Origin of the sequence: Paenibacillus nanchangensis (assembly GCF_046543445.1) — a bacterium.
Lineage (GTDB): Bacteria > Bacillota > Bacilli > Paenibacillales > Paenibacillaceae > Paenibacillus_AQ > Paenibacillus_AQ nanchangensis.
Genome location: NZ_JBHOFD010000033.1, coordinates 34,803 through 59,689, shown reverse-complemented (window position 1 = coordinate 59,689; position 24,887 = coordinate 34,803). Strand labels below are relative to the sequence as shown.

The following is a 24,887-nucleotide window of genomic DNA, read 5'->3' as shown; positions in this document are numbered from 1 at the left end:
ATAGACTTTAGGGAGCCGTCCATTCGAGCGTTCTGAAAGGGGAAAAAGGAATGAACAAACGCAAATCATGGATCGCGGCCCTGCTTGCGGGCGTGGTGATCATTGGACAGCTGGGGCTGCATGCAGCGCCCGTATTTTCGGCTGGCTCTGCCGGGGAGGGGGTGGATACAGCACTTGAGCATTCAGCAAGCATCGCTGGGGGCGGTTTGAGCGCAGCAACTGTGCTTTCAGCAAGCTCCGCCGGGGACGGCTTGGAGGCTGGTGCGAACAGCTTAGGTGGAGCCGCAAACAGCATAAATGCTGTACCGCCCGTGCAGAACGGCTGGGTGCAATTATCCACCAAGGAGCACCTCGTCTATATCGACCAGCACCAGGAGCAGTATGTGAACCAGCAGCTTCGGCTTATGAATGACATTGACTTGACCGGCGTGACCTGGATTCCGTTTGGCGGGAACGGGTCCCCTCCCTTCAGCGGGATTTTTGACGGCCAAGGCCATTCCATTAAGGGGTTGTTTATCGACGGGGATACACGGGTTTATGTCGGCTTCTTCGGCGAAGCCAACGGCCGCATACGCAACCTCAATCTGGAGGCGGACATCACCGGCGGCGCCATCACTGGGGCAGTAGCGGGTAATCTTTCTGGCGGAAGCATCGAGGGGGCTTATACAACAGGCAGCGTCGCCAGTATATTCGCCAGGGATCCGAATAAGTTTTCCGCTGCGGGTGGAATTGTAGGAGTGACGGCGAATTCAGCCATTAATCGCAGCTCCTCGGATGCCGACGTTACCGTTGGATGGGGCTACAATATGAATGCCGGAGGGATTGCCGGGTATAATGTGGACACCTCCATTACGGACTCCTATTCGGGCAGCCAAATCCGCAATACAGCAAATGACGGGAGATCTTTTGTCAATACCACCGGCATCAGCGCTTATTCGATCTCCATCTCAGGTTCAAGGAATCTATTTAAACATACCTATTCACGGGGGCTCATTCACCCCGATTATCCCGGTATGGTGACGTACAGGGCAGGGATTGCAGGCTATTTGGTTCGCACCAACGTCTACAGCTCGTATTTTGATACAGCGGCAACAGGGATGAGTAAAGGGGTGGACAGTCCTTATGATTCCGAAATCATTGAGGCTGCCGGAAAAACAACCGCTGAAATGAAACAGAAGTCCACTTATGCCGGCTGGGACTTCGAGCAAACGTGGAATATACATCCTAATGTTAATGAAGGTTATCCCTACTTGCGCCCGCAGGTGTTAACCGAGGAGCTTCCTTATGCCGTGCAAAATGAGCCTTATGTTTATCAGCTTGGCGGTTATGACGGCGCGCATGCGGGACTGACCTGGAGCGCTTCGGGACTTCCCGAAGGCTTGAGTTTGAGTTCTTCGGGAGAGCTGCATGGCACACCTGCCTCCGGCGCTGCGGAACATCGCAGCTACACTGTCAACATCACAGCGACGGACGCCGGAGGAGCAGCAGCTGTGCGTTCCCTCCAGCTTGAGGTAAAAGCAGCAGCGCCGGAGCTTCATCATGCGGTGCCCCAGCCCGGTACTGCGGTCGGCACAACAGCCATTACGATTGAACCTCGGGAGGCCGGCAGCACCTTTGCGTACATACTGAACCGGGCGGAAAGTAGCCCTCCGCTGCTCGACGATGCTCTCCCTGCGGATGCGGTGCCGTATCTCCCCGGCTCCGATCTTTCCGGGGTACAGACGGGAACTACTGTAGATTTATATGAGGTAAACGGGCAGCAGCAGATTCGAGCCTGGCAGCGTTTTGTGCTTGGAGCGGAACATATTCGGCAGTACGTCCCGGTCAGCAGCATAACGCTTGAGCCGCCGTCTCTCCTGCTGACAGCCGGCGGAGCGCCGGTGAAGCTTACGCCTATTCTGGAGCCTGAGTCCGCCACTGACAAAGTAGTGACATGGAAATCCACCCACCCGTCTGTGGCGGAGGTGGATGAATTTAGCGGTGAGGTACGGCCGCTGAAGCCCGGGCTGGCGGCTATTATCGCGACCGCTTCAAACGGTCTTACCGCTGTGGCGAGCGTTACCGTCCAACCTGCGACAGGCAGCGTTACAGGCACGGTGTACAGCGCTGAGCTTGACCCGCTGGCAGGCGCAGAAGTAACACTCGACGGCAGCAGCAAGCTGACCGATGCGCAAGGGATGTTCAGACTGGATCAAATTCCGGTCGGCACGTACACGCTAACGGTAGAAGCAGCAGGCTATCACACCTTCGAGCGGAGTGTTGAGGTGCTGGAAGGGCAAACTGCAGATACGGGAAAAATCCTGCTTCTTTCAAGCAAAACCCCTGAGCCGGAGCCTTCCCCGACTCCGTCGCCGTCACCGTCACCGACACCGTCACCATCGCCATCACCGACTCCGTCACCGTCGCCGTCACCGTCACTGTCGCCGTCACCGACACCGTCACCGACACCGTCACCGTCGCCGTCACCATCACCGTCGCCGACACCATCACCGTCACCGTCACCGTCACCATCACCGTCACCATCGCCGACACTGTCACCGTCACCGTCACCGACACCGTCACCATCGCCGTCGCCGACTCTGACACCGTCACCGACTCCGGCACCGATACCGTCGCCCACTCCGACACCGTCGTCGTCACAGGTGCCATCGGAATCGGTAACATCGCCGGCGGCCACGGCTGACCCAACCAAGGTTCAGCTGACGATCAACGGTCAAAGCGTTTTGGTTACCATGTCGCGGGAGATTGCGAAAGACGGACGGCCTGCGATCCGTCTGAAGCCGGATGCCGCACTGCTGGCCCAAGCATTCACGGCTAAACATGAAGTTCGGGTCGAGTTTCAAGCGGACAGCAGCGTACCCGTCGTTTATCTTGACCTGCCGGGAGCGGCGTTATTGGATAAGCAGAAGCAGACGGCAGCAGCGAGCGCCATCGGAGATAATTCAGGCACAGCGAATCCCTCCGGGGACGCCATCAACGCTATAAACACCATCAAAACCATCAGCACAGACTCAAGTACACCTGCCGTCATTTTTGCAGTGAACGGTGCTGAGCATCAGCTGCCTTTGCGTTGGTTAAACGGGCTTACGCCTGCGCTGGAGCCTGACATGATGGTGACTCTCGGCATCACCTGGCCTGCTTCCGCTTCAGTCAATGACCTACGCGCCATACTTGCGCAGCAAGGTGCGGAGCTGATCGGAAGCCCGGTTGCTTTTTCCATCGAGGTAAACGGAAAGCAAGTAGAGAGCTTAAACAACACGTTTTCGAGCAGGTACCTGGGCAAAACGCTGCCTCTCCCTGCCCCCGCCGATCCGCTGCGGTCCGCAGTTGTATGGGTAGATCGCGGGAACAAGGTGCATTTTGTACCTGCGGTATTCAGCACGAATGCAGCTGAAGCAGTCATTCATTCGCCGCGTAGCGGCATGTTTGCAGCGGCCCAATCCCAGCATACATTTGCAGATATAAACGGGCACGGGGCGGAAGCGGATATTCAGCTTATGGCTAACAAATGGATTATGCAAGGAGTAAGTCAAACCTCGTTCGCGCCGGATGCCCCCTTGACCCGGGCCGAGCTGGCTGCACTGCTGGTACGTGCTTTGGGAGGGATTGAGTCTGAGAAGGGCCGGTCTTTTGCCGATGTGTCCCTCGACTCCTGGTATACGCCATCTGTCACTGCTGCCCACTCGTTGGGTCTCCTTACGGGGTATGAGGACGGCAGCTTCCGGCCAAATGCCCAGTTGACGCACGAGCAGCTGGCTGCTGTAATCGCCCGGACCCTGGGCTTAGCCGGAAAAGCCCCGCGTACAAACGGGCTTCCGCCGGATGCCTTTGCCGATGCGGACACGATCTCCCCCTGGGCTGCCGAACCTGTGGCCATGCTGCTGGAGGCGGGTCTTTTGCAAGGCTCTGAGACGGTGAACTTTTCACCCAAAACGCCGGCTACCCGCGCCGAAAGCGCAGTTATTTTGAGACGGATGCTGCAGTATTTGCAGTTTATCAATTAAACAGAAACTGGAGCTGCCTCTCCGAAAGGCGGCAGCTCCACGCCCTGTACATTATTGAACCCACACGGCACTTGGCGTGTGGGTTCTTTTTGCGCGGGGGACCAGGCAAAATTGATGCTCCACTGATACCATACTCAATTTTGATTCCAGGACCTCTATCATGCGATCAATCGCCGGCCGAAACATCCGAGCGCCTTCCCCAGCATTATCTCCAGCTCCTCCCCTGCCTCATCTCCTCTCTTATTCGAAAATTTCACATATTTTCTATCATTGTTTTACGAATTTATTTAACAAATATTTAAACACTTGCGTTTGGCGTATCGCCCAAATCGTTAACTAAATTCTTCATCCACTTCCGGGAATAAATCCGCGCATAGCCGAAGCCGAAGCGGACAACCTCCTCCAGACAGATGACAAGATAGACAAGGTAGACCGGCTGTTTCCAGACGTACGACAGCAGCAGTCCGGAAGGGACACCTATAATCCACGTGGCCGTCGATTCCATAGCGAATACGAACTTACTGTCTCCCCCGCTGTTCAAAATCCCCCCGGCCATAATCATATTGGATACCTTGGCCCAAAGAAATGCAGCAAACACGATGATCACATAAGTGCCCATGTGCTTCGCATCCCCGGAGATGTTAAACGCAGAGACATACAGACTCGATCCTGCCGCTATGATCACTCCAACGACCAAAGAGATGATGATACCAAGACGGATAAACCGTTTGGCCTGATCGAGTGCGACATCGATTTCGTTTGCGCCTAAACGGTTGCCGACCATAACCCCGGCTGCACTGGCCAGACCGGACAACAAGCCGATACACATCCCCTGCAGCGGGAACGTGATGGTCATCGCCGTCATCTCCATCGTCCCCATCCGGCTGTAGATGATGGCATATGCCGTTTCGCCCAACACCCAGATCAATTCCGTCAGCAGAATCGGATAAGTTGTTCCAAAAAACTTCCGGACCAGCGGTTTAGGAAGAATAAACAAGTTCTTTAGCCCGACGGCTCCCGGCAGGCGGTACCGGTAGACCGCGCCAATGATCAGCAAGCATTCAACAATCCTTGCAATCAGCGTAGCAATAGCCGAGCCTTTTAAACCCAGTTCTGGTGCGCCAAAATTACCGAAAATGAGCAGGTAGTTCAGGATCACGTTCAAAATGACTGAGATTAAACTGACATACATTGGCCATTTGGCATGCCCGGTGCTGCGCAGAATGGCGGAATACATCATCGTGAACATTACAGGCACAAACCCTAGCGACATGATTTGCAGATAAACATACCCGTTTTGCGTCACATTTACGTCAGTGGTGAACAATTGCAAAAAGAACGGCGAATCCATAAAAACCGCTGCGGCGAACAAAAAAGAAAACACAAAACCGGTAATAACGCCGAGACCCAGCACCTGCGATACGCTTTTGCTGTCTTTGTTCCCCCAAAACTGTGCGGCATAAATCGATACGCCGGTAGATAAGCCGGCCAGTACGACCGAGATGATTCCATAAATTTTTGTCGACATCCCCACGGATGCGACGGCCACATCCCCAAGCTGTCCGACCATCAGCTGATCGGTCAAATTAAGCAGTGACATGAGCAAGCTTTGCAGCGTAACCGGTACAGCGATTTTATACACGCTTTTGTAGAATTCATTCCTGTCGGACATGGATTTTTCACGTCTCCTATATCGTTGATTTCACCTGCCTGGCTCTGATATCAGATCACTTTTTTGTAGCGCATCAGCGTGTAATTATCTTTGGCCTGAATTTCCACAACCTTGAACTTTTTCGTGAGGCACAATTCCTGATACCCCTCACCGTCCACCAAAGTAATGTTCGAGGACCCTCCAATGATGATCGGCAGCTGCATCAAAATAATTTCATCCACGAGGTCCTGATTCAGAATATGCCAATTCAAAAAGCCGCCGCCTTCGACCATTAGATCCGTGATGCCGTAATTCTCCTCCAACTGGCGTCCAAGCTCCACGAAGTCGACTTCATCTTCGCCGCAGATAATGCAGTCCTTCCCTCTGTCCCGGATCTGCTGGATTTTGGCCTCATCTCTCCCCCGCTCCGTCGTAACAATGATCGTCTGCCCTTGATCAGATAGCACATTGCTGTCCAGCGGAATATCCAGCGTTCGGGTCGGAATGATGCGGATCGGATTTTTATTGTCCTCAAACCGGTTCGTCAGGAACGGGTTGTCCGTCAGGATTGTATTTTTCCCGACCATAATGCCCTGCACTTTCCCCCGGAACAGGTGGATGTATTTCATATCCTGATTGGAAAACAAAGTGAACAGCTCCTTGCTCGAATTGCCTGCCCCCAAAGTTAATTTTCCATCAATGGAGATTTGACTGAAGATCGTTGTTTTCATCTAACCTCTCTCCTTTCACCTGTTAGCTTCCGTTAGGCATTCAATGACGCGTGCAGGGTCCGATCGATTTTGTTCAGCGCCTGTTCCTCATTACTGGCGGCCAGCTCGGTGAGACCGGCATCCAGCGACTCCCACACATGAATCATAAAAGGTTGGGTCGGCATCGGACGGGTATTGTCCAGCAGAGATAAAATATTTTGCCGGTTAGCGGTAGTTGAGGCGGCCAGCCGGCGCATTACTTCCTCATGAGCCGGAATGCGCTGCACTTTGTCCGCCCACAGGGCTTGGCATTCGCTGCTCAGCATAAACCGCGTGAATGAAAAGATGTGCTCCCGCTCCTCTGACGTTAGCGACTGGTTCGGGTAAACCAAGCCGATCGAAGAAGACATGGACCACGCCTTACGGCCTCCAATGGCGGGCAGCTGGCAGACGGCAAGCTTATCCTTCATATGCTTGTCCAGATGGTTATAAATCCACTCGCCGCAAATGATGGCGCCCAGCTTGCCGCCAATAAACTGCTCCAGCAGTCCGGTTGAGCCATCGAGGCTGACCAGCACGCCTTGGTCCATTTTTTCGCGGATGAACTGCAGGGCCTGCTTCATTTCAGGGGTAACCAGATTCGGCTGTCCCGCTTCTACCGGCCAACCGCCAAAAGCCGACAGGAACGGAATAAACCAATACCCCTGCTTCAAATCCGCTCCAATCGGCACGATGCCATGAGCGGACAGCTGTTCCGCCGCCTCTTCAAACATCTCCCATGACGTGGGCGCACTGGCGTAAATCTCCTTGTTGTAATACACAACCAGATGGTTGCCTCTCAATACCGGGACACCATACTGCACCCCATTCAGCTGCATTGTTGAAAGGGCGGCTTCAGGCAGCACATCACCCAACAGCTCTTCCGGCACTTCGGAGTAAAGCCCTTTTTCCACAAAAGAAGACATGTCGGAAGGAACCAACGCCAGATGCGGACCATGACCGGTTTTCTTCACTTGGCTCAGGCCGGCAATCAGCTCGGTAATGTTCATCACCTGCGGCGTAACCTGTACGCCAAAACGTTCCGTATACAGCCTGCAGATTTCCTCCAGCACTTCAATCGACGTATCTCCCGGTCCGTCAAATTCGTGCCATAACACGATTTCTTGTTTGCTGCTGTTCATTGCCGGTTTCCTCCCTTAAATCACTTGTTTAATTTCGTCTGGGGACACCACCGCTTCGAGCACCACCGCTTGATTCGGCGCAAGCAGCAGGCGGTCAACCGTCTGCCCCACGCTGTTGGCCGTTAAGGAACTGTCAAGCAGCACGGTCATCGGGACCCAGCCGGGTACGGCAGTGTTCAGATCCACTCGGACAGATGCATCAACACTCAAGTTAAAGCAGCACAGCAGCATTTGGTCCCTATGCAGATACCCGTAAAGCACGGTTTCGTCCGGGGATTGGGCCACAAAAAAATTATCGGGTTTCACCAGGTCGAGCCAGTCTTTTTTTAGGCGGTTCAGCTCAGCCAGCAGCGGCAGCAGCGGCGCGGGGTTCGTCCAATTAATGCGCATGACGTTAAAAAAAGCGCGCAGAATCTCGGCACCGTCCGTATTGTCGCCTAGACCGCAGTTCAAAGGCTGCTCCTCGTTCATTTCATAGCCGGTCGTCACATACGGAATCGCGTTCGGCAAAAACTGATTAAAGACCGCAGTCATCCGGGCAATTTCGACCCCGCCCCGGCTCATGATGCGCGGCGTATCCGCCGTTTCCGCACAGGCAAACACATGGATGTTTAATTCGGGCAGCTCCTCCAAAAACGAAACGAGATTGGTTTTCGTAATTTGCGTCATGACGTTCCACCCGCTGCCGAGCATGATGTTGTAGCCGGCGTTGGCCGCTTTTTTGTGATTCCGGTTAAACAGGTCTTCGCTAATCAATATGGCATGCGGATTATGCTCTTTGATGGTGTTAAAAATTCGGGTCAGCAGCGGAACCGGCAGGGCATGTCCGATGTCGATACGGAAGCCGTCGATCTGGTACGTTTCGAGGTGAAACCGGACGGCCTGCTCCAGCACGTCCCACAGCTCCAGGTTTGGTTCTTCTCCCGGATAATAGTTGCATTTGATCGTATCGAACAGGACGTAGGGCGCCTGATCGGGAGCGATCAGAGGTCTCACCTGCGGAGCAAAATCCTTGTAGAGCCGCAGGAAGGTCACATCGGTCCAAATCGGCTGAACATCGTTAATCCAGTCCGAATGCGCCGGCGATGTAGTGATGCCCATCTCCTGCTCCACCAGAGTTAAAAGCTCTTCCCCGGTCTTAGCTGCACGCTGCTTCAACTGCTCCCAAAGTGTGAAGTTCAGCTCGTTGGGCGGGTGCGTAAACTTTTGCAGGAACCCCGCGGTCTCCTGGCTGCGATAGACGGTCTTCAGCTTATCCGGCGTGCATTCCTCAAAAAAACCAAACTCCGGAATGGAAGGCGGCGCAAAACCCTCTAAAGCCTCTTTTTTGATCCAATACACCCACTCCGGGTGCTCAGTGATAAAATCGCTATTTCTCGCCGTCACGCGCGGAATGAAATCGACAACGGTTTTAATATCAAGGAAATGGCAAGCTTCCACTAACGCGCAAAGCTCGTCGTGAATCGTAAAGTTCTCCATGCCGTCCAGCAGACCGTCGTGCAGGTTCGGGTCCAGTTGGAATAACGATTGCACAGCGTAAGGGGAGCCTATGTCCCCTTTCAGGTTCAGCTTGCTGTACTTGTTCACCGGAAGCATGTAGAGAATGTTGATGCCCATTTTTTTGAGCAGCGGCAGGAGAATGCAGAACCGCAAAAACGTACCAGATTCAATGATTCCATCATGGTTGTAATCCCAGGCCGTCGAGTAACGGATCAGCGCGGAATAGATGGAGCTGTTGTCCAGATTGGTGCGTTCCTTCAGCGGATATTTCCAGGAAAGCTTCGCTAAATAATGCAGATGCTCCGTCAAAAAATCATAGGGATGTACGGCGATCTCCCCCGCCTTCTCCTCGAGAATGCAGTCATATTGGCACTCGTTCCAGATGGCAGGAATCCAAATGGGCTGGACGTCACTATCTCTCCGTGAAGATAAGTAATCGTGAACCAATTCTAATTTGTTTTTTTCGCTCATCGGCTGGTCTCACCTTTTATGTTTGGTAGGGTGCTTTAGGGAACACATGGGCGTTGGACTTAAAGGAACAAGGGTAGCTGTGCTCTACAGATCAGAGGGTAGCTGTGCTTTACGGGACAAAAACCGTCTTAACCGTTTCACACGGTACCGGCTTTCCAGAGCCTAAATCATAACCAAGCAGTTCGTTAATCGCCGCTTCGTATTGCTCCAGCTTTACTTTCCGGGTCACCAACTGCGCCAATTCAGGGTGCTCAGCGGCAAACCGCAGCGCCTCCTCAAACATGTAGCGGTATTCCCCTGCCGCGATAATTTTGATCGCATTTTGAACGAATTTCGTCGGAGAAAACGTATACCGGTACGTGGCGTTAATGCCAAACGGGACAATCCGTCCTCCACGATCGATCCATTTTTCCGCCACCTCAAGCTGAGTCCCCACCGTGTCGATAATCACATCAAACTTATGTCCGGAGCAGATTTCATGTACGGCCGCTTCGTTTAGTTCGGAAGGCGTTAGGGCGTAGTCCGAAATCTTTTTGGCAAAAGCAAGCCGGTAAGGCTGCTGCTCCGTCGCCACCGTGAGCGCCGCTTTCGATTTGCTGACCACCTGTGCCAAAATCCCCATCGGACCCGATCCGAGAATAAGCACCTTATCCTCTGCCGACACATTAGCCTCCTTAAAATTGTGCAGCACACAGGCCAGCGGCTCAACCAAAACCCCAGCTTCCCAGCTCATATGATCTGGAAGACGGTGTGCAAACGTTTGAACCGTAGAGTAAAAAAAAGTGAACGTACCATTTTCAGTCAAACCGGCTATGGGCATTCCCTTTCCGTCTGCTCCCACGCACAGGTGAGGCTGCTGCCTCAAGCAGTAATAACAGCCGCCGCAGCTCTTGTTCGGATCAATCACGACGCGGTCGCCCACCTTCAAGCGATCAACACGGCTGCCGATCTCAACAACTGTGCCAACCGCCTCATGTCCGCGGATCACGCCTGGCACGCCCTCCTCTTTTCCTGTCACCACCGCCAAATCCGTCCCGCAAATCCCGGTCATTTCAATCCGGATCTTCACTTCATCCGGCGCGGTGACCTGCGGCTCCTGACATTCGCATAACTCCAGCTTACGATTGGACGTATACACCAGAGCCCTCATACCAATCCCTTCTTTCCATTTGTTGAGAGATGGAGCAAAATGTAAGATGCGTCCAGAATATAACACACGCGCTGTGTCGAAGTAAGGTGAATTATGTAAAATAATTCAACCTGGTTATATTTTTTACAAGAATAATGGGGGTTGCGGTGTCATTTGGGGGTTGGGTGGGGGGGGGATTTAGGTGAGTGGTGTGAGCATGTTTGAGGGCTATTGATCTGAGGACAAAGTCGCTGTGGGAGAAAGTTGCTGTAAGAGAAGCGTTACTGTGGGGACAGGGAGCAACGTACTTTTCGGGAAACCCCGTCATTCAATGCGAAAAAAACCGAGGAGGTCTGTTTACGCATCGTGGCTGGTGGGGTGTGACCTCCCTGCTCCTGCGGTCGTTCATCCACGGCTTGAAAGCAAATTAGAGCTGCAACACCATTATTGACTCCTCGTTGAAAACTTCACCATTATCACGAAAGCCAAAGCTTTCATAAAGTTGTTTGGCAACCATGTTCTCAGCTTTATAAGGAATCCAACAATATTGTGCTGACCCTGCCGGATAGGTACGAATAAACTCCAATATCTTTTTCATGGCCTCCCGGCCATAACCCTTGTTCTGGTGTTGCTTGTCGATCATCAACCGCATGATACAATAGTTACCTTCCGCGATTGACGGTTCATCGTAACCTGTAATTCCATAAGCCAGCATAACAAAGCCGACCGGCTGCTCATCAGCGTAAATGACAAATGGAAAAGGACGGCCTCCATTGGTCGCAAGGACATAACACGAAGCCACGCTCGACAGATTGGAAGCCACATATCGCCGTTGGTCTTCTGAAACTTCCAAGTTAAACATGGCACGCCGATTCTCCAGTGTGATTTTTCTGAGTGTAATCATAGCGATATTCCCCCATAGCGTTGTTTATTACGGAAAACTTGCCTCTTTTAGGATACGGTTCTCCACGCTGCTATAACTGCAAATTTTCTGGGGTTCATTCTATATAACAATTTCCCCTTCATCGCTTGGTTCTTCAAATCCGTTGAGGAAGGTGGTTAATAATTCCTCTGTAATTGTAAAGGCGGCATTGGCATCAAACCGTACGCTGCGAGCTTTAAGGCGCCTCCGTAATTCATCAGGATGCACTTTCAAGTAAATCAGTGCCCATTGCCCCCCGGCATTTTCAACAAGCTGCTTATATTCATTTCTTTCCGACCTGGACCAAAAGCTAGAGTCAATCACAACCTGCTTTTTATCTTGAACGCACTGCACGATCTTATTTTTTAATCGAATATGCGCTTCATTTAAGTAATCCCTATACTTTTCCATGGGATAGTCAATTCCATATCGTCCGTTAACTGACCATACCTCCTCATCAATGGACAGGCGTATATACCCACGCTCCTCCAATTTTTGTGAAAAAGTCGTTTTCCCTGAGCCCGCTATTCCACACATTAATACAACTAAAGACTTATCAGGATCTCGTTTTGATTCAATTAGTTGCTTTATTTCTCCTATTTCTAACATTATGATTCCCTCCTAACAACGAAGTAAACAGATAGTTTGGCAGATCCAAGAACCTTCTGTCTAATTTGTTACGTTAAAGCCTTTGGATATGTGTATTAGTAAATGAAGATTCTTGATATTTCAGCCCGGCACCTATTGCTCTATCCATACAGATATGAGCGATCCAGATAATCGATCCCAATAATAGGTAATCGTTTGAAAAAAATAAGTAACCTAGTGCAAAAAGCAGGGGGATAATAAAGGTGTGTCCAAAATTATAAACGATCGCGCCTATTTTCTTATTTATTGTATAGCCAAGCATTGTAAGATCAGGAACTAATAACAGAACAACGAACAACCCTATGGGGAAGTGCAGCTGCATGTAAATAAAAAAGGACAGCGCAAAGGCAAGCGCATATTCAACGTGAACGATTTGTTTATTCGTCATGACCTCACTCCTTATAAATCCTTTTGAAATAAACTAAGCACTAGTTTTTCAATATCGTCTATATTCTCTAAATACTTCACATCACTTGCAAGTTCTTTAATGGTCTGCACGACTTTTAATGCCTGTTGATAAAACCGGACTTTTTCCTCAAGCTTCATGATTTTTTGATCAAACAACAGTACTGTTGTATCCTTACATTCTGTTGATATCGATTTGTTGTCCCGTAATAGCAGTAATTGTTGAATTTCCTTTATTGTAAAACCTAGTTGCTTTAATACGATGATAAGCCGTATCTGTTTTTCACATTCTTCATCAAATTCTCGATAACCATTTTCTCGTCTGATTGGAGTCAATAAGTTCTCTTTTTCATAATAACGAATGGTATCCGTTTGAATTTGATATTTGACCGCAAAATCCCTGATTTTCATATTAGCCCCCTTTCCAGTAAAATCATAACATTGGAGTAAACTCCAGAGTCAACAATTCATTCGGCGGCAGGAAACAGAACGTGTTAGGTGGGGGCTGCATTCTCCCCCATCTATGAAGAAAGGACAGGGCGGTCTGCAGTGACCCCTGTCCTTCTTTACTTTAGCTAAATTTTTCTATTATATATTTTAACTGTAATTGGAGCGACAATCATAACAAGGAGTATGCCGATAAAGATGGTCATTGATGCGCTTGAAGTGAACTCTCCATGATTAGCCAAATCTTTAAAAGCCGTGACCAAATAAGTAATAGGATTATGTTCAGCTACGCTCCGCAAAAAATGGGGCAACGTATCAATAGGCACGAAGGCGTTGGATAGGAACGACATCATCATGGTGACCATTGTCGAAATACTAGAGATCGTTGCTGCCGATTTGGATAGCAGACCAATCAATGCAAACACCCAACTGATGGCGCATGCGCCGAAGATGGCCAAAAGCGAAGCGACGATCAACCACCCAAACCCGGCTTCCGGACGCCATCCAAGAACGTAGCCCGTACCGATCGAGAAAAAAGCCGCCGCGACATATCGTAAAATATCTGATGCCACTAAACCAGCCAGTGGAGCAATCCGGACAATGGGTAATGATTTAAACCGGTCAAAAACACCAGTATCCAAATCCTCCCGTAACTGCGTGCCCGTTGCTGCTGACGACATGACCAGTGTTTGAATGAGAATTCCCGGCACGATGATTGGCAAGTATCCTTGTACACCTCCAGCAATCGCACCTCCGAACAGATAAGAAAAGACGATCATGAAGAAAATAGGGATTACGGTTACATCGATCAATTTATCAGGATTATGTTTGATTTTCAGAATATTTCTTTTTGCCATTACAACAATATCATACAGAGCGCTCTTTAAGTTGTTTTGTTTGCTTATCACAGATTCCATGTTTATCCCCCTAATTATTTAGTTAGTTCCAAAAAAACCTCATCAAGCGTTGGTTTTCTAACTGAAAACTCTTTGATTTCTATATCTTGCTGAGTTAAATCTAATAGCAATCTCGTCATCACTTTCGTGTCTGCCAGCTTAACGGTCAATTTGGTTCCTTCGGGTGAAATCATGGCCTCCTGAGCAATTCCCGCCTTGATTAGTCCTTTGGCTCTTTCGGCATCCCTCATATGCTCCAGAGTAATTTCAAATTGGGTATCGCTTAACAAAGACTTCAATTCATTCGGCGTTCCCTGAGAAATGATTCTTCCATGATTAATTATCGCTAGCCGATCTGCCAGTTGATCCGCTTCCTCCAAATACTGAGTGGTCAGCAAGATCGTTGCCCCGCCGTTTGCCAAGTTGCGGATCACTTCCCACATCTCCCCCCGTGTGCGCGGGTCTAAGCCCGTTGTCGGTTCATCAAGAAAAATGAGTGGGGGCTTCACGATTAAACTCACCGATAAGTCCAACCGTCTACGCATCCCCCCCGAAAATTCACGAATCGGCCGATCCTTTGCTTCGGTTAATGAAAACTGGTTGAGTAGTTCAAGAGCCCTCGCTTTGGATTGACTCGCTGATAGACCATTCAATTGCCCAAAGAGCCTCAAGTTTTCCATCGCAGTCAATTCCTCATCAACGGTTGCATATTGGCCCGTCAAGCCAATCAAGCTTCGAACCTTTCGAGCATCTTTGGTGACATCTTTGCCAAAAATTATCGCTTCGCCTTTTGACACTTTAGTAATCGTTGCAAGCATTCGTAAGAAAGTTGTCTTCCCTGCACCATTCGGACCCAGAATACCGAAGATCTCTCCTTTCCTAATATCCAAAGAAATACCATCGACTGCTCGCTTGTTAGGAAATTCTTTAACGAGCTCTTTAGTTGAAACGGCTAGCTCTGTCATTCTGTTTTCTCCTCCGCAAATTTAATAAGGGTCCCTTACTAATAAAATAAGGTACCCTTATTAATTTGTCAACAACCTAATTTGAATTACTTCGGTGACCTGATAAAATAGAGGGGTACGGAGAACAAATAAGGGGAAATTATTGTGGATGAAAAACAATTAAACGTCGATATAACCACTAACTTCATGAAATATAATGATTTACTTACGGCGTTCTTAAAAGAAAACATACTTAAAGGCAGCAACGTATTTACCTCACTAAATCGGGGGCAGGGGAAAATATTGAGTATCCTTCATCAAACGCCAAATATTTCCCAAAAGGAATTAGTCAATCAATTGGATATGCGCCCGCAATCTGCTTCAGAAATGATTAAAAAGCTAGAAAAAAAGGGATTCATCGAGCGGTATAAATCTGAAGAGGATCAACGCGTGATGATGATTACACTAACTAAAGCCGGCAAAGTAGTTTTAAATCAAACCGGAGATTTTCAGCCTGTATTTTTAAATGTTCTAACGATGGATGAAAAACAACAATTTAATCGAATACTCGAAAAACTTGTATCCGAAATTGAACCCGAAGTCGCGAAATTTCGAAACAAGCAATAGGGGCATCATCTATAGATGCCGAAGGGGGAGGGGTACCAGCTGCACGCTTGAATTTCCGGTAAGGTAGGTTGCGACAATCAAAGGGAGCCGTCCCTAAGTCGATGATTTGGGGACGGCTCCCTTTACTGTAACATCTATAGAGCGAATCCGAGTGCATGTAACCATTCACTTTTGGACACAGTTTATAGATAACACTTATCTTAAGGACATCAAGGGGCGGTACATCTTGCTTAAATCCACCATGATTCGCATCTCGGTCCTCTATATTTTCATTGTGATCGTCATCTCTATCCTGATTTATATCCCCGCGGCGATTGGACTTGCCGATAATTCCGACTTTAACCGGACAATGCGCGCTTTTGGGATGACTTCGATCAGTGGGATCAAGTATTGGAGTGCTGAATATCAGTACCATTTATCCGCTCCCGACAGTGTGACTCAGTATTTCAAAAATATATTTTTACCCATTAAAGACAACCCTGCAGAATACCACTCGACACAATTTATGTTTATGAAGGTAGCCCTCTTCCTAAATGCCTTAGCCAACAAACTTTTCCATCGTACCCCCAACTTGTTTCATCTGTTTTTTCAAACGGTACAGTATATTCTCATTTACGCTTTTGCCTTGGTTTTGTTCTTGAATGAACATTGGAGAGATCATGCCTACGCCAATCACGCGGTTAAAGCTATTTTTGCTCTAATCTTTTTAGATTGCGGATATTTGGTTTATTTTAACTCTTTTTATGGAGAATCACCGACGTTTATTTTTCTGATTTTATCCTTTGTCCTACTTCTTTATCTTGAAAAAAATAAAAACAGCTATTGGGTTTACACAGGCTTAATCCTGTCGCTGTTTATTTTTTCCGGATCCAAGTCCGCCAACTTCCCTTCAACTTTGTTGTTGTGTGTTCCCCTTGTTTACTACGCGATCAAACATGAAGGAATGCGGAAAAAAATCACAATTTGCGTTGCAGTCGTTGTTATGCTGGTTGCCTCTTACAACTATGTTAGATTGACGCCGCATTGGATGAAAAATGATACGACCTTCCAAGCCGTTTTTTTTGGCGTGCTATACAATAACCCATCACCGGAGAAGGCTCTTCAGGATTTGGGTTTACCGCGGGATCTGTCCGGGTTCGAATCCATGACCGCTTACAATCGGCAGTCCTTAAATCCAAAAATAAAGGATATGAATTTTCAGACCTTGTTTTTTGACCGTATCAGCCCATTTGGAGTGTTAAAATATTATGTAACCCATCCTGTCTTTTTCGCCAAAAAACTGGATATAAGCGCGGAGGCCGCCCTGCCGCTGAGACCTACTTATCTGACCAATTTTCATTTATCTTCCCGGCAAGCCGACTTATTGTTCGCTGATCGAATGAATGTATGGGAGAACATCAGAAAGCATTTTTCAGGCTCTGCCTCTTTGTTTCTAAGTCTGGTCCTGGTCTTGTCTGCAGCAAATGTGATTGCCTTATTAAGAAAAAAAGCCGGTTTATACAGCATTTTGCTCCGGTTGGCGCTGATGGGGGCCGCAGTGGGGCAATTCATTGTCCCCATTGTAAGCAATGGGAATGCGGATTTGCAGAAGCACATGTTTTTATTTAATGTGCATTGGGATATCCTGGTCATCGTGTTACTGCTGGACCATCTTGATTTTAAGAGCCGGACTTTTCGGTGGGCAGGCACGGTCACCGTTGCTTTTTTGATCGTCATTTCCTTTTATTCGAGCAGACCCGAAATGCTGACACTTGGCCGTATAGATGATAAATCCATTCAGTGGTATGTTTTGGAGAAAAGCAACGGTTGGGCAAAGGTGATCGCTAGAGACGCTTTATGTCGCAGCACGTATGATGAAACCTCTAACGACTATACGCTAGCAAGCGTTCATGAGAGTTTGAACACCCATTACATGAATAAATGGTTTACACAGGATGAGCGGAGCCGTATTGGTCATGCAGCGTATTACGCAATATGTAACGACAATAATTCGCAGCAGGCAGCAGCCGGAGACCGGCCCCACTACTATTTTTCGCCAATAAAATATGCCGTTCAGAACAGCAACCGGGCATTTCGGCAACCCTATTCCGCTTATTTAACCTTGCCGTCGGTAGAGGATGTGAAGCAGCTTTTTGACCGGTCTAAGGCGGCTTCTGTATTAGCCGTTGATTATTGGCTGTCCACCCCTTATTCCAACAGTACCGACATGGCGCGAATCATGTCTTCTGATTATCAGGTCTATTGCCGCAAGGTGAATGCTGTACTGGGAGTACGGCCGGTCATGTGGGTTAAGCTGTGAAGTGTACCTAAGTGTCGATAAATCCAATTGGGATATAGCCAAGGCATCCGGGCTGTCTGAGGTTGAAATCATTGCATTAAAAAAACAAGGCTAAAGCAAGTGATGAAGAGTCAGTCCATTGGGGACTGGCTCTTCGTGCTGTTAGCCGCTATGAACGCACAACCCTACCCTGGCTCGGCCCTTAACTTAAGTCAATGCGCGGAAGTATCTCCCCAGTTACTATAAAATCATAACTTCGACATTGGTTATGTATCCAAATAAATCGTGATCAGACTAGCGGAGGGGCTTGGTGGATTCTCTTTTTAATTCTGCTTAGTGACTCAGGTGTAATGCCGAGGTAGCTGGCTAATTGATGCTGAGGTACCCGGTCAATGAGTGAGGGGCGTTTCCTTTGCAGCAATTTGAAGCGTTCTTCAGGCGATGAAGCGATAAAAGCAGCAAATTCCTCTTGGACCTGACCGAAGTTCTCCTCAATCATCATGCGGGTCATGGTCTCCAATTGCGGGTGCTTGTTGTACATGTCTTTTTCCGTCTCCAGATCTCCAACGACCATTACCGCATCTTCTATGCATGTGAAGGTATAATCGGATAACCTGTCGGGTTTGTGATGATTAAAGATGGCGATTGCTTGCTCCTCGGTGTAGAAATTGGAAGTCATCTCCCTTCCCTCTTCATCGATAGAATATTGCCTTACGCAACCTTTTAGGATGAAATAACAGGTTGTAGGAGCATCCCCTTGTTGAATAAGAACGGTTCCTTTTGTAAATTGTTCTACACGAAGCTCATCCATAATGGCTTGCTGATCTTCCTTGGTAAGGGAAGTCCATCTCGACAAATATTTGAATAAAACGTCCTTCATGTCCATAATGTTTATCTCCTTCCCTTCCGTATTTCCTTTGATCCATTTTCTACCGTTGGTGAGCACATTGTAAAGGATTTTTCCATTAAAAATAGGAGGGAAATCTCATGAAAGCTATGGCACAAATCGCATATGGTCCACCGGAAGTAATAGTCCCGCAAGATCTCCCCAAACCGTCGCCTGGAAACAAGGAGGTCCTCATCCGGGTCCACGCTGCCGCAGTGGGTCCATCGGACTGCGCTTTTCGCAAGGGCGATCCGCCAGCCATTAAATTGATCTATGGACTTTCCAGACCGAGATATGTTGTTGGAGGCTGCGAATTAGCCGGCGTGGTCGAAGCGGTAGGCAGAGAAGTAAAGCATATCCAACCCGGGGATCGTGTGTTGGGGATGAGTGCCAATAATTTCGGTGCCCATGCCGAATATAAGTGTCTTTCTGAAGAGAGCCCCCTAACGATTATCCCGGACAACATCTCTTACGAAGAAGCCGTCGGCGTCTGTGACGGAGGTGCCACCGCGTTGACGTTTCTGAGAGATAAGGCAAAGCTGCGGAAGGGGCAGAAGGTGCTTATTAATGGTGCCTCGGGGGCTGTCGGCATCTACGCTGTACAATTAGCCAAGTTTTATGGCGCTGAAGTGACCGGTGTTTGCTCTGCCGGCAACGCCGGTCTGGTTAAGTCAGCAGGCGCAGATTATGTTATAGATTACACCCAAGAGGATTTTACGATGGTGGACAAAACTTATGATGTCGTATTCGATGCTGTGGGCAAAAGAACCTTTTCGTCATGCAGACGTGTACTTACAGCCAAGGGAATTTATCTGACTACCGCACCAAAGCTGTCGATCGTTATACAGATGCTGTGGACCTCATTGTTTCAAGGGAAACGGGCCATTTTCGCAACAGCCGGTCTTATGCAAAACAAAGCAAACTTAGCGTTTCTCATGAAACTCGCAAAAACGGGAGTACTAAACGCCGTAATTGATCGCCGCTATCCTCTGGAACTCCTGCCGGATGCCCACAAATATGTAGAGACCGAACGAAAAAAAGGGAACGTAATTATTACGCTCTAAGGTCAGCCGTGACTCTTGGCTTACGATCTTGCAGCTTATGTGGGAGGGTTCATCTTATCTATTAATATTGGAGGAGCTTTGGCTAAAGGCGAGGCATGTGATGAAGAGTCAGTTCATTGGGAACTGGCTCTTCGTACTGTGAGCCGAGGTGACTTCTAGAGAAATAGACCGCTCCCCACGGGATACGGTCCACCGTCCTACTTTTCTCCCTATATATTCCACACCTCCACAACCCTGCCCAAATCCACATACTCCTCATGATCCAGCTTCACCTGCACTCTGCCCTTGCGGCGTTTTTCACGCCATTCCCGCAGCGCCTCTTCCGTTTCCAAGCGGAGCTCGGCAATTTCCAAAGCCCGGTCCAGAATGTACTTGCTGGTATAAAGCACCTTATAAATCCCTTGCCCTCCAAGGGCGATAGGAACGACTAACCCCTTCCATGCCTCAATCGAAAATCGTACATACAGTTCCTCCTCCGTCCCCGGGCGGCAAGGGACCTCCTTAATCTCCTTACGCCGCAGCACTTTCCAATCCGCAACCTTTCCTACCCAGTGAATGCCCGTTTTTGCAGGATCAATAAACTTTTTGCGGGATTGGCACATCGCCACGTATTCGATTTGAGTGAGGATTTTTACGTCCGACAGGTTCTTTAACGGCACATGGTAAAAAGAATGCTTCCTCGCCACCTCAACTTGCTCCGGTCCCCGGACTGAACCAACAAGCACATTTTTGCCTACCAGCTGGTTGGCATAATACTCTTTGGTTCCGCGTGGGCGGGTGGAGCGTTCGTACGCTTTTTCTGGACTGTCTTGAATAATCTCATCCAAAAATTGCTCGACCAGGCTTGTGGAATTCGGCAGAAACGGCAAAGCACCAATGTTCAGCAGCTCAATACTTTTATAAAAACGATGGGTTTTATACCGCTCCTCATCAGGGTACGGAAACAACACATACGCGCCAAACATGCTTCGTTCGTATTCCCCCGAGCCTTTTTCGTGATACACAATCGCATCCCGATAACGGTGCATCGTGTTAATATCGTCTTCTTCAGGCCCAGGCTGACCATATGCTCTGTGGTAGTGAGTGCCTTCATACGCCGGATTCAGCCGGTATTTCGCATCAAAAACATACCTGTACTCTTTGATTGTGCCAGCATCCTTTTTCTTCAGTGTCAGCACATTATCCGGACGCTGACTGAGCGTCGGCGTCTTATCCGAGCCGGGAATCGCATTATAATACAGGATGAACTGCTCTCCATTGACTGGATTTTCGTACACCATCTTGGCACTCTGCGAGCGATCCAACGTCACAAAAATCCCGTTCCGGTTCACCTTAATGATGTCCTGCTTCACCAGTTTGTACTTCTGACCCAGGAGTTGGTTCAGCTTGAGAAAACACCAATATTCATAGAGCTGCGCGACATCCTTCATCGACAAGCGGAACAGGTCGCTCTGGATCGACAAGCCTTTCAGGAGCATGAGATAACACCGGTACACTTCCCGGTATCCCGGCGCCATCTGCAGCACAAGCGTAACCGACATCTGCTTCAGCACACCCACCTCACGCAAAAAATCCATCCGGAGCACACGCTCCAGTTGAGTAAGCATGGTGTCCATTTTTCGCAGGAGTAAAGGGTCTTGGGTCCGGTTGTTCAGCTTCCAGCGACCTTTAAGCCCCTTCAGCTTCCCATGAATACGTTCCAGCATCCAGCGGATAAACCGGTTCTCATTAGTATCATACGCGAGACGTCTGCGCGTCTCCAATAAATGTGTAGCGGTGTAGCTTCGGCCATCGACCGTTAAAAAACCAAGCTCCCTATCTTCTCTCAGCCGTTCGGGATGTTTGGCGAGCTCGCGGATATTTTCTTTTCCGGCCTTTTTGACCCGATTGGCATCGACCAGCCGTCGGTCCTGGAGCAACGCGTAATTCGGATTTTTGTTAATCCGTTCAACGGCATCCAAGAGCTGTCTAAATACATGCTGTAGTATCGTAAAAAACTCCGTCAAACTCTGATGCTGCGTCTCCCGAAGGCCAGTTAGCTGATAGGTTCGGCGCAAGAAATCAAACGCCAGATTATAAATCTGCTCATTCACTTCATTTAAAATGTTCTGGTAATCCAGCTTGTAATCCATCTTCGAGGGGAAAATCTCCATCTCCACCCGCAACAGCGTCTGCCCCTCCTCCCGGATTTCCCATTCCGTCAGGCCAACCTCATTCCCAAAATTCAGCGCACCTGCAAGGATGGAATCCCCCAAAGGTTTGATCGCCTGCCGCAACAGCACATTGTCATGGTAAAAGGTGAGGTTCCCGGAGGTCTTTTTTTGAATCACCAGCTCATAGGACTGGGTCTCATAAAAGCACGGAAACGCCGCCTCCCCCGGCCGCCACTCCACCATCCCGTAAGCTTCTGGCGAAAAGACCTTGATCTTCACCTCACCAAGCCGTTCGGAGCATACCAGCCCAAGCTGCGCATTCACCCACTCCTGATCCGATAACCGATGAAGCTGCAAGGTTTCCACCGTAGGATGATAGGGCCGTCCTTGAAGAAAAAGCGTAAAAAGCTCCGTGTCCACACGGAGCAATTCGACCGTCTGATTAAGAGAGCCAGTATGAGGTGAATCCATCTTCCTCCAGCCTCCTAAGCATAAACGCCAATTTACGCGCACTTTGCGGATGTACGGCCGTTGGCGGAGTTTGGCCAGCAGCCCATTTCATGTAGAGCGGAGAAGCATCGTCCATAAGCTCTGGAAGGTTTAGGGTAACGCCAGCTCCAGTACCAAGAGCCACCTTCATCAAGTTCAGCAGAACCCGACGCACCGAAGAGTGGCTGCCTTGGATGCGCGGCAAAATCTTTTGCAGCAGCTGCCAGTCAAACGCCTCTTCCTCATCCATCAGCTTGTACCGCTCGTTGTAGATCATATAGAAACAAATCGCATCCCGGACCCGGAAGCCCACATTAGCGTGGATGTCCTCCAACAGGGCATTAATGGTAACCAGTCTCTCCGTCGTCCGGACAACAAGCGCTTTGTTAGCATCATAAGCATCCACCAGCTGCAAATAATCCGAGCGCAGAAAAAGGTGGTTTAGTTCGGCGGGATTAGCGGGGTCAGCAGAGACAGCAAAATTAGCCGGGCCGGCTGGGGCAGTAAGCTCAGCTAGGCCACCGGAGACGGCAAGACCAGTAGGCTCGGCGGGGAGAGCAAGATCAGTAAGCTCTACGGCACCATCCGCCGCTTCCTGCGCACCCAGGTCCGGATACTGCCGCAGATTAATGTAATTGAACTCCAGCGTGTTGGCGCGATCGAGTACTTTTTTGCTAAAAGGATGCGTTGTCTCGTCCATATTTACCGTCCCGATCAAAAACACATTCTCGGGGATACCCAGGCTGCCATACTTCGCTTGGTCTTCAGCCTTATCCAGCAAAGTAGAAGAAATGAGGTCCTGCGTGCGAATCTTCCCGTCCTGCCAATCCTGCGTTTCCAGCACACTTAGCAGATCACTGAAATAATGCTCCACCCGTGCCAAATTCATCTCATCCAGGCAGATAAAATAAGGTTTATGCCCATTCTCCGGCTGCCGTGCCTCGACTAACACTTCCGTGAGCGGGCCCGGCTTGAAGCTGCCCGACAAATCCTTGTACCCGAGCAAATCCGCAGGATCACTCCAATCCGGCCGCACAGGGATCAAGGTGAACTGACCGTTATCCCCCGTCGCCCCAAGCGCCTCTGCAAACAGCTTCACGAGCCGCGTCTTCCCCGTGCCCGATATGCCCGCCAGGATGACAAAAGGTTTCGTCTTTAGCGACAAGTAAAAGTTCTCGATAAGATGCTCAGGAAAAAAGAAGCCTTTGCGGCGGATGTGGGATTGGATTTGGTGGAGGATACTTAGGACTTGTTCGTCCTCCAGCGGCTCAGCTTCTTGTGGCAATGGCTCCACTTCCTCGCCATTAGCTTCATCATCACTTGCAGCGATGACCCTTTCCGCATATAGACGGTAATCGTCAATTAAATTCCCAAGATCTTGTACCAACTGTTCATCATTCGGGACGCTTCCTCTATCATATTTAATGTAAGCGATAGTCGATGCCTGATAATCTTTACCAAGGCCACTATCCACGAGTTGAATGTTCTCATCCTTATTCATATTAACTAGAGCAATGAGGTCTCGAAGCTCTTGTTTGCGTTCTCTCAGATAAGCGTAGCCACCTCTGCGTCCGTATTCTTGAATTGGCTTTGTTACACCCTGATTAAACGTAAGATATACAGCACTCATGTCCTCAGCAAACAGATACACAATATATTCCCCGTGCTGAGTTGTTTCCGTTATCCGTTTATCCAAAACTGCCAACCAGGGTACCGTTGCCCAATTTCCTTGTCCAATTGACCCTTGAACCTTGTATTGATCATCTATGAAGGGTAGCCCTTTAAGCTCTGAGGGCAGGGTCTGGCGAAACAATGTACCAAGTGAATGCCCTGCGAAGACTTCCTTTTTGGCAGCGGTATACTCGTTCATAATCTTCTCTAGATAACCCTGCAAAGAGAAGTGCTGTAACGCAGAATTATAGGATTGGAGTTCTTCGCTGGCAAGCCGCTCTAACTGCAAAAGCCCCTCTTCCCCTAGCTGTCTATGAATTTGGCTAAGAAACCCAATAGTATTATCTTTCAAATTTAAAAACAAAATACGCGAAAGCTCACTATCAGGACTGTTAACTATATCCTGTAATCGAATTTTAGATGCCTCTCTCCACAACCTCTTCCCTTGTGGCAAGTCTACCCGATTTCCTTTTTCTTGTTCAGCTATGTAATAGTTACGAAACCGCTTTTTAACGCGATCATAAGACACACGTTCCCGCTTAGATGCTCTAAGCTCTTCAATTAAGGATAGGATTAGGACCATCTTATATGATTTTTGTTTTCGTTTGAAAATTTGTGTGATTGTTTCCGGTAATGGCATGGAGTCCTCCAGGATCGTTAAAGATTTAGTATATTCCTGATGTGCGTTCACCTAAATCAGAAAATAATTAGGGTTTTAGACTAGGGATTAGGAAGCACTAGATCGTTTAATGTTCGCATTCCTTAGACTTGTCTAACTATCCAATTCAGACGGTCATAGCGCAACCTAGTA

At 49.0% G+C, this 24,887-nt stretch carries 18 protein-coding genes; 4 read left to right on the top strand and 14 right to left on the bottom strand.

Annotation, left to right across the window (positions count from 1 at the left end):
* Positions 1–50: 50 nt before the first annotated feature.
* Complete coding sequence (locus tag ACE6ED_RS22950) at positions 51–4,004, top strand: S-layer homology domain-containing protein (RefSeq protein WP_410829754.1); 3,954 nt, start codon at positions 51–53, stop codon at positions 4,002–4,004.
* A 298-nt stretch (positions 4,005–4,302) separates the two neighbouring features.
* Here the strand turns inward: ACE6ED_RS22950 and ACE6ED_RS22945 are convergent, their stop codons facing one another.
* From ACE6ED_RS22945 to ACE6ED_RS22895, 11 genes are all read right to left on the bottom strand, one after another.
* Positions 4,303–5,676 (bottom strand): MATE family efflux transporter, encoded by a 1,374-nt coding sequence (locus ACE6ED_RS22945; protein WP_410829753.1) that lies wholly within the window; start codon positions 5,674–5,676, stop codon positions 4,303–4,305.
* Between the two features lie 50 nt (positions 5,677–5,726).
* Positions 5,727–6,386 (bottom strand): RibD family protein, encoded by a 660-nt coding sequence (locus tag ACE6ED_RS22940; RefSeq protein ID WP_410829752.1) that lies wholly within the window; start codon positions 6,384–6,386, stop codon positions 5,727–5,729.
* Between the two features lie 32 nt (positions 6,387–6,418).
* Positions 6,419–7,546, bottom strand: coding sequence for a sugar ABC transporter substrate-binding protein (locus ACE6ED_RS22935; RefSeq protein ID WP_410829751.1), 1,128 nt, complete (start codon positions 7,544–7,546; stop codon positions 6,419–6,421).
* A gap of 15 nt (positions 7,547–7,561) precedes the next feature.
* On the bottom strand, positions 7,562–9,517 hold the full coding sequence (locus ACE6ED_RS22930; protein ID WP_410829750.1) for an alpha-amylase family protein: 1,956 nt from the start codon (positions 9,515–9,517) through the stop codon (positions 7,562–7,564).
* Positions 9,518–9,626: 109 nt separating this feature from the next.
* A complete protein-coding gene (locus ACE6ED_RS22925; RefSeq protein ID WP_410829749.1) occupies positions 9,627–10,667 on the bottom strand; it encodes a zinc-dependent alcohol dehydrogenase in 1,041 nt (346 codons plus the stop codon).
* A 406-nt stretch (positions 10,668–11,073) separates the two neighbouring features.
* Positions 11,074–11,550 (bottom strand): GNAT family N-acetyltransferase, encoded by a 477-nt coding sequence (locus tag ACE6ED_RS22920; protein ID WP_410829748.1) that lies wholly within the window; start codon positions 11,548–11,550, stop codon positions 11,074–11,076.
* A 99-nt stretch (positions 11,551–11,649) separates the two neighbouring features.
* Complete coding sequence (locus ACE6ED_RS22915; RefSeq protein ID WP_410829747.1) at positions 11,650–12,177, bottom strand: AAA family ATPase; 528 nt, start codon at positions 12,175–12,177, stop codon at positions 11,650–11,652.
* A gap of 73 nt (positions 12,178–12,250) precedes the next feature.
* Positions 12,251–12,604: a DUF4260 domain-containing protein gene (locus tag ACE6ED_RS22910; protein WP_410829746.1), complete on the bottom strand. Its 354-nt coding sequence runs from the start codon at positions 12,602–12,604 to the stop codon at positions 12,251–12,253.
* 11 nt (positions 12,605–12,615) lie between these two features.
* Positions 12,616–13,032, bottom strand: a complete 417-nt coding sequence (locus ACE6ED_RS22905; protein WP_410829745.1) for a MerR family transcriptional regulator — start codon at positions 13,030–13,032, stop codon at positions 12,616–12,618.
* A 164-nt stretch (positions 13,033–13,196) separates the two neighbouring features.
* A complete protein-coding gene (locus ACE6ED_RS22900; RefSeq protein ID WP_410829744.1) occupies positions 13,197–13,985 on the bottom strand; it encodes an ABC transporter permease in 789 nt (262 codons plus the stop codon).
* Between the two features lie 14 nt (positions 13,986–13,999).
* Positions 14,000–14,929 carry an ATP-binding cassette domain-containing protein gene (locus ACE6ED_RS22895; RefSeq protein ID WP_410829743.1) on the bottom strand — a complete coding sequence of 310 codons (930 nt, stop codon included), beginning with the start codon at positions 14,927–14,929 and terminating at the stop codon, positions 14,000–14,002.
* A 144-nt stretch (positions 14,930–15,073) separates the two neighbouring features.
* Here ACE6ED_RS22895 and ACE6ED_RS22890 point away from each other — a divergent pair, with 144 nt between their 5' ends.
* Positions 15,074–15,535 (top strand): MarR family winged helix-turn-helix transcriptional regulator, encoded by a 462-nt coding sequence (locus ACE6ED_RS22890; protein WP_410829742.1) that lies wholly within the window; start codon positions 15,074–15,076, stop codon positions 15,533–15,535.
* Positions 15,536–15,761: 226 nt separating this feature from the next.
* Entirely contained in the window at positions 15,762–17,834 is a 2,073-nt protein-coding gene (gene wsfD / locus ACE6ED_RS22885; protein WP_410829741.1) for a glycan biosynthesis hexose transferase WsfD, read from the top strand.
* A 268-nt stretch (positions 17,835–18,102) separates the two neighbouring features.
* Here wsfD and ACE6ED_RS22880 read toward each other — a convergent pair whose 3' ends face one another.
* Complete coding sequence (locus tag ACE6ED_RS22880) at positions 18,103–18,693, bottom strand: Crp/Fnr family transcriptional regulator (protein WP_410829767.1); 591 nt, start codon at positions 18,691–18,693, stop codon at positions 18,103–18,105.
* Positions 18,694–18,800: 107 nt separating this feature from the next.
* On the opposite strand from ACE6ED_RS22880, the gene ACE6ED_RS22875 reads away from it, so the two are divergent.
* Positions 18,801–19,763, top strand: a complete 963-nt coding sequence (locus tag ACE6ED_RS22875) for an NAD(P)-dependent alcohol dehydrogenase (RefSeq protein WP_410829740.1) — start codon at positions 18,801–18,803, stop codon at positions 19,761–19,763.
* Positions 19,764–19,972: 209 nt separating this feature from the next.
* Here the strand turns inward: ACE6ED_RS22875 and ACE6ED_RS22870 are convergent, their stop codons facing one another.
* Positions 19,973–22,387 carry a DUF2357 domain-containing protein gene (locus ACE6ED_RS22870; RefSeq protein WP_410829739.1) on the bottom strand — a complete coding sequence of 805 codons (2,415 nt, stop codon included), beginning with the start codon at positions 22,385–22,387 and terminating at the stop codon, positions 19,973–19,975.
* Positions 22,359–24,716, bottom strand: a complete 2,358-nt coding sequence (locus tag ACE6ED_RS22865) for an MrcB family domain-containing protein (protein ID WP_410829738.1) — start codon at positions 24,714–24,716, stop codon at positions 22,359–22,361. The genes ACE6ED_RS22870 and ACE6ED_RS22865 overlap by 29 nt, the downstream gene beginning before the upstream one ends.
* Between the last annotated feature and the right edge of the window lie 171 nt (positions 24,717–24,887).

Coding starts and splice junctions, on each gene's coding strand:
- ACE6ED_RS22945 (WP_410829753.1), bottom strand. CDS start 5,676: ATGTCCGACAGGAATGAATTCTACAAAAGCGTGTATAAAATCGCTGTA.
- ACE6ED_RS22870 (WP_410829739.1), bottom strand. CDS start 22,387: ATGGATTCACCTCATACTGGCTCTCTTAATCAGACGGTCGAATTGCTC.
- ACE6ED_RS22875 (WP_410829740.1), top strand. CDS start 18,801: ATGAAAGCTATGGCACAAATCGCATATGGTCCACCGGAAGTAATAGTC.
- ACE6ED_RS22925 (WP_410829749.1), bottom strand. CDS start 10,667: ATGAGGGCTCTGGTGTATACGTCCAATCGTAAGCTGGAGTTATGCGAA.
- ACE6ED_RS22935 (WP_410829751.1), bottom strand. CDS start 7,546: ATGAACAGCAGCAAACAAGAAATCGTGTTATGGCACGAATTTGACGGA.
- ACE6ED_RS22920 (WP_410829748.1), bottom strand. CDS start 11,550: ATGATTACACTCAGAAAAATCACACTGGAGAATCGGCGTGCCATGTTT.
- ACE6ED_RS22940 (WP_410829752.1), bottom strand. CDS start 6,386: ATGAAAACAACGATCTTCAGTCAAATCTCCATTGATGGAAAATTAACT.
- ACE6ED_RS22880 (WP_410829767.1), bottom strand. CDS start 18,693: ATGAAGGACGTTTTATTCAAATATTTGTCGAGATGGACTTCCCTTACC.
- ACE6ED_RS22910 (WP_410829746.1), bottom strand. CDS start 12,604: ATGACGAATAAACAAATCGTTCACGTTGAATATGCGCTTGCCTTTGCG.
- ACE6ED_RS22950 (WP_410829754.1), top strand. CDS start 51: ATGAACAAACGCAAATCATGGATCGCGGCCCTGCTTGCGGGCGTGGTG.
- ACE6ED_RS22905 (WP_410829745.1), bottom strand. CDS start 13,032: ATGAAAATCAGGGATTTTGCGGTCAAATATCAAATTCAAACGGATACC.
- ACE6ED_RS22915 (WP_410829747.1), bottom strand. CDS start 12,177: ATGTTAGAAATAGGAGAAATAAAGCAACTAATTGAATCAAAACGAGAT.
- ACE6ED_RS22930 (WP_410829750.1), bottom strand. CDS start 9,517: ATGAGCGAAAAAAACAAATTAGAATTGGTTCACGATTACTTATCTTCA.
- ACE6ED_RS22895 (WP_410829743.1), bottom strand. CDS start 14,929: ATGACAGAGCTAGCCGTTTCAACTAAAGAGCTCGTTAAAGAATTTCCT.
- ACE6ED_RS22900 (WP_410829744.1), bottom strand. CDS start 13,985: ATGGAATCTGTGATAAGCAAACAAAACAACTTAAAGAGCGCTCTGTAT.
- ACE6ED_RS22865 (WP_410829738.1), bottom strand. CDS start 24,716: ATGCCATTACCGGAAACAATCACACAAATTTTCAAACGAAAACAAAAA.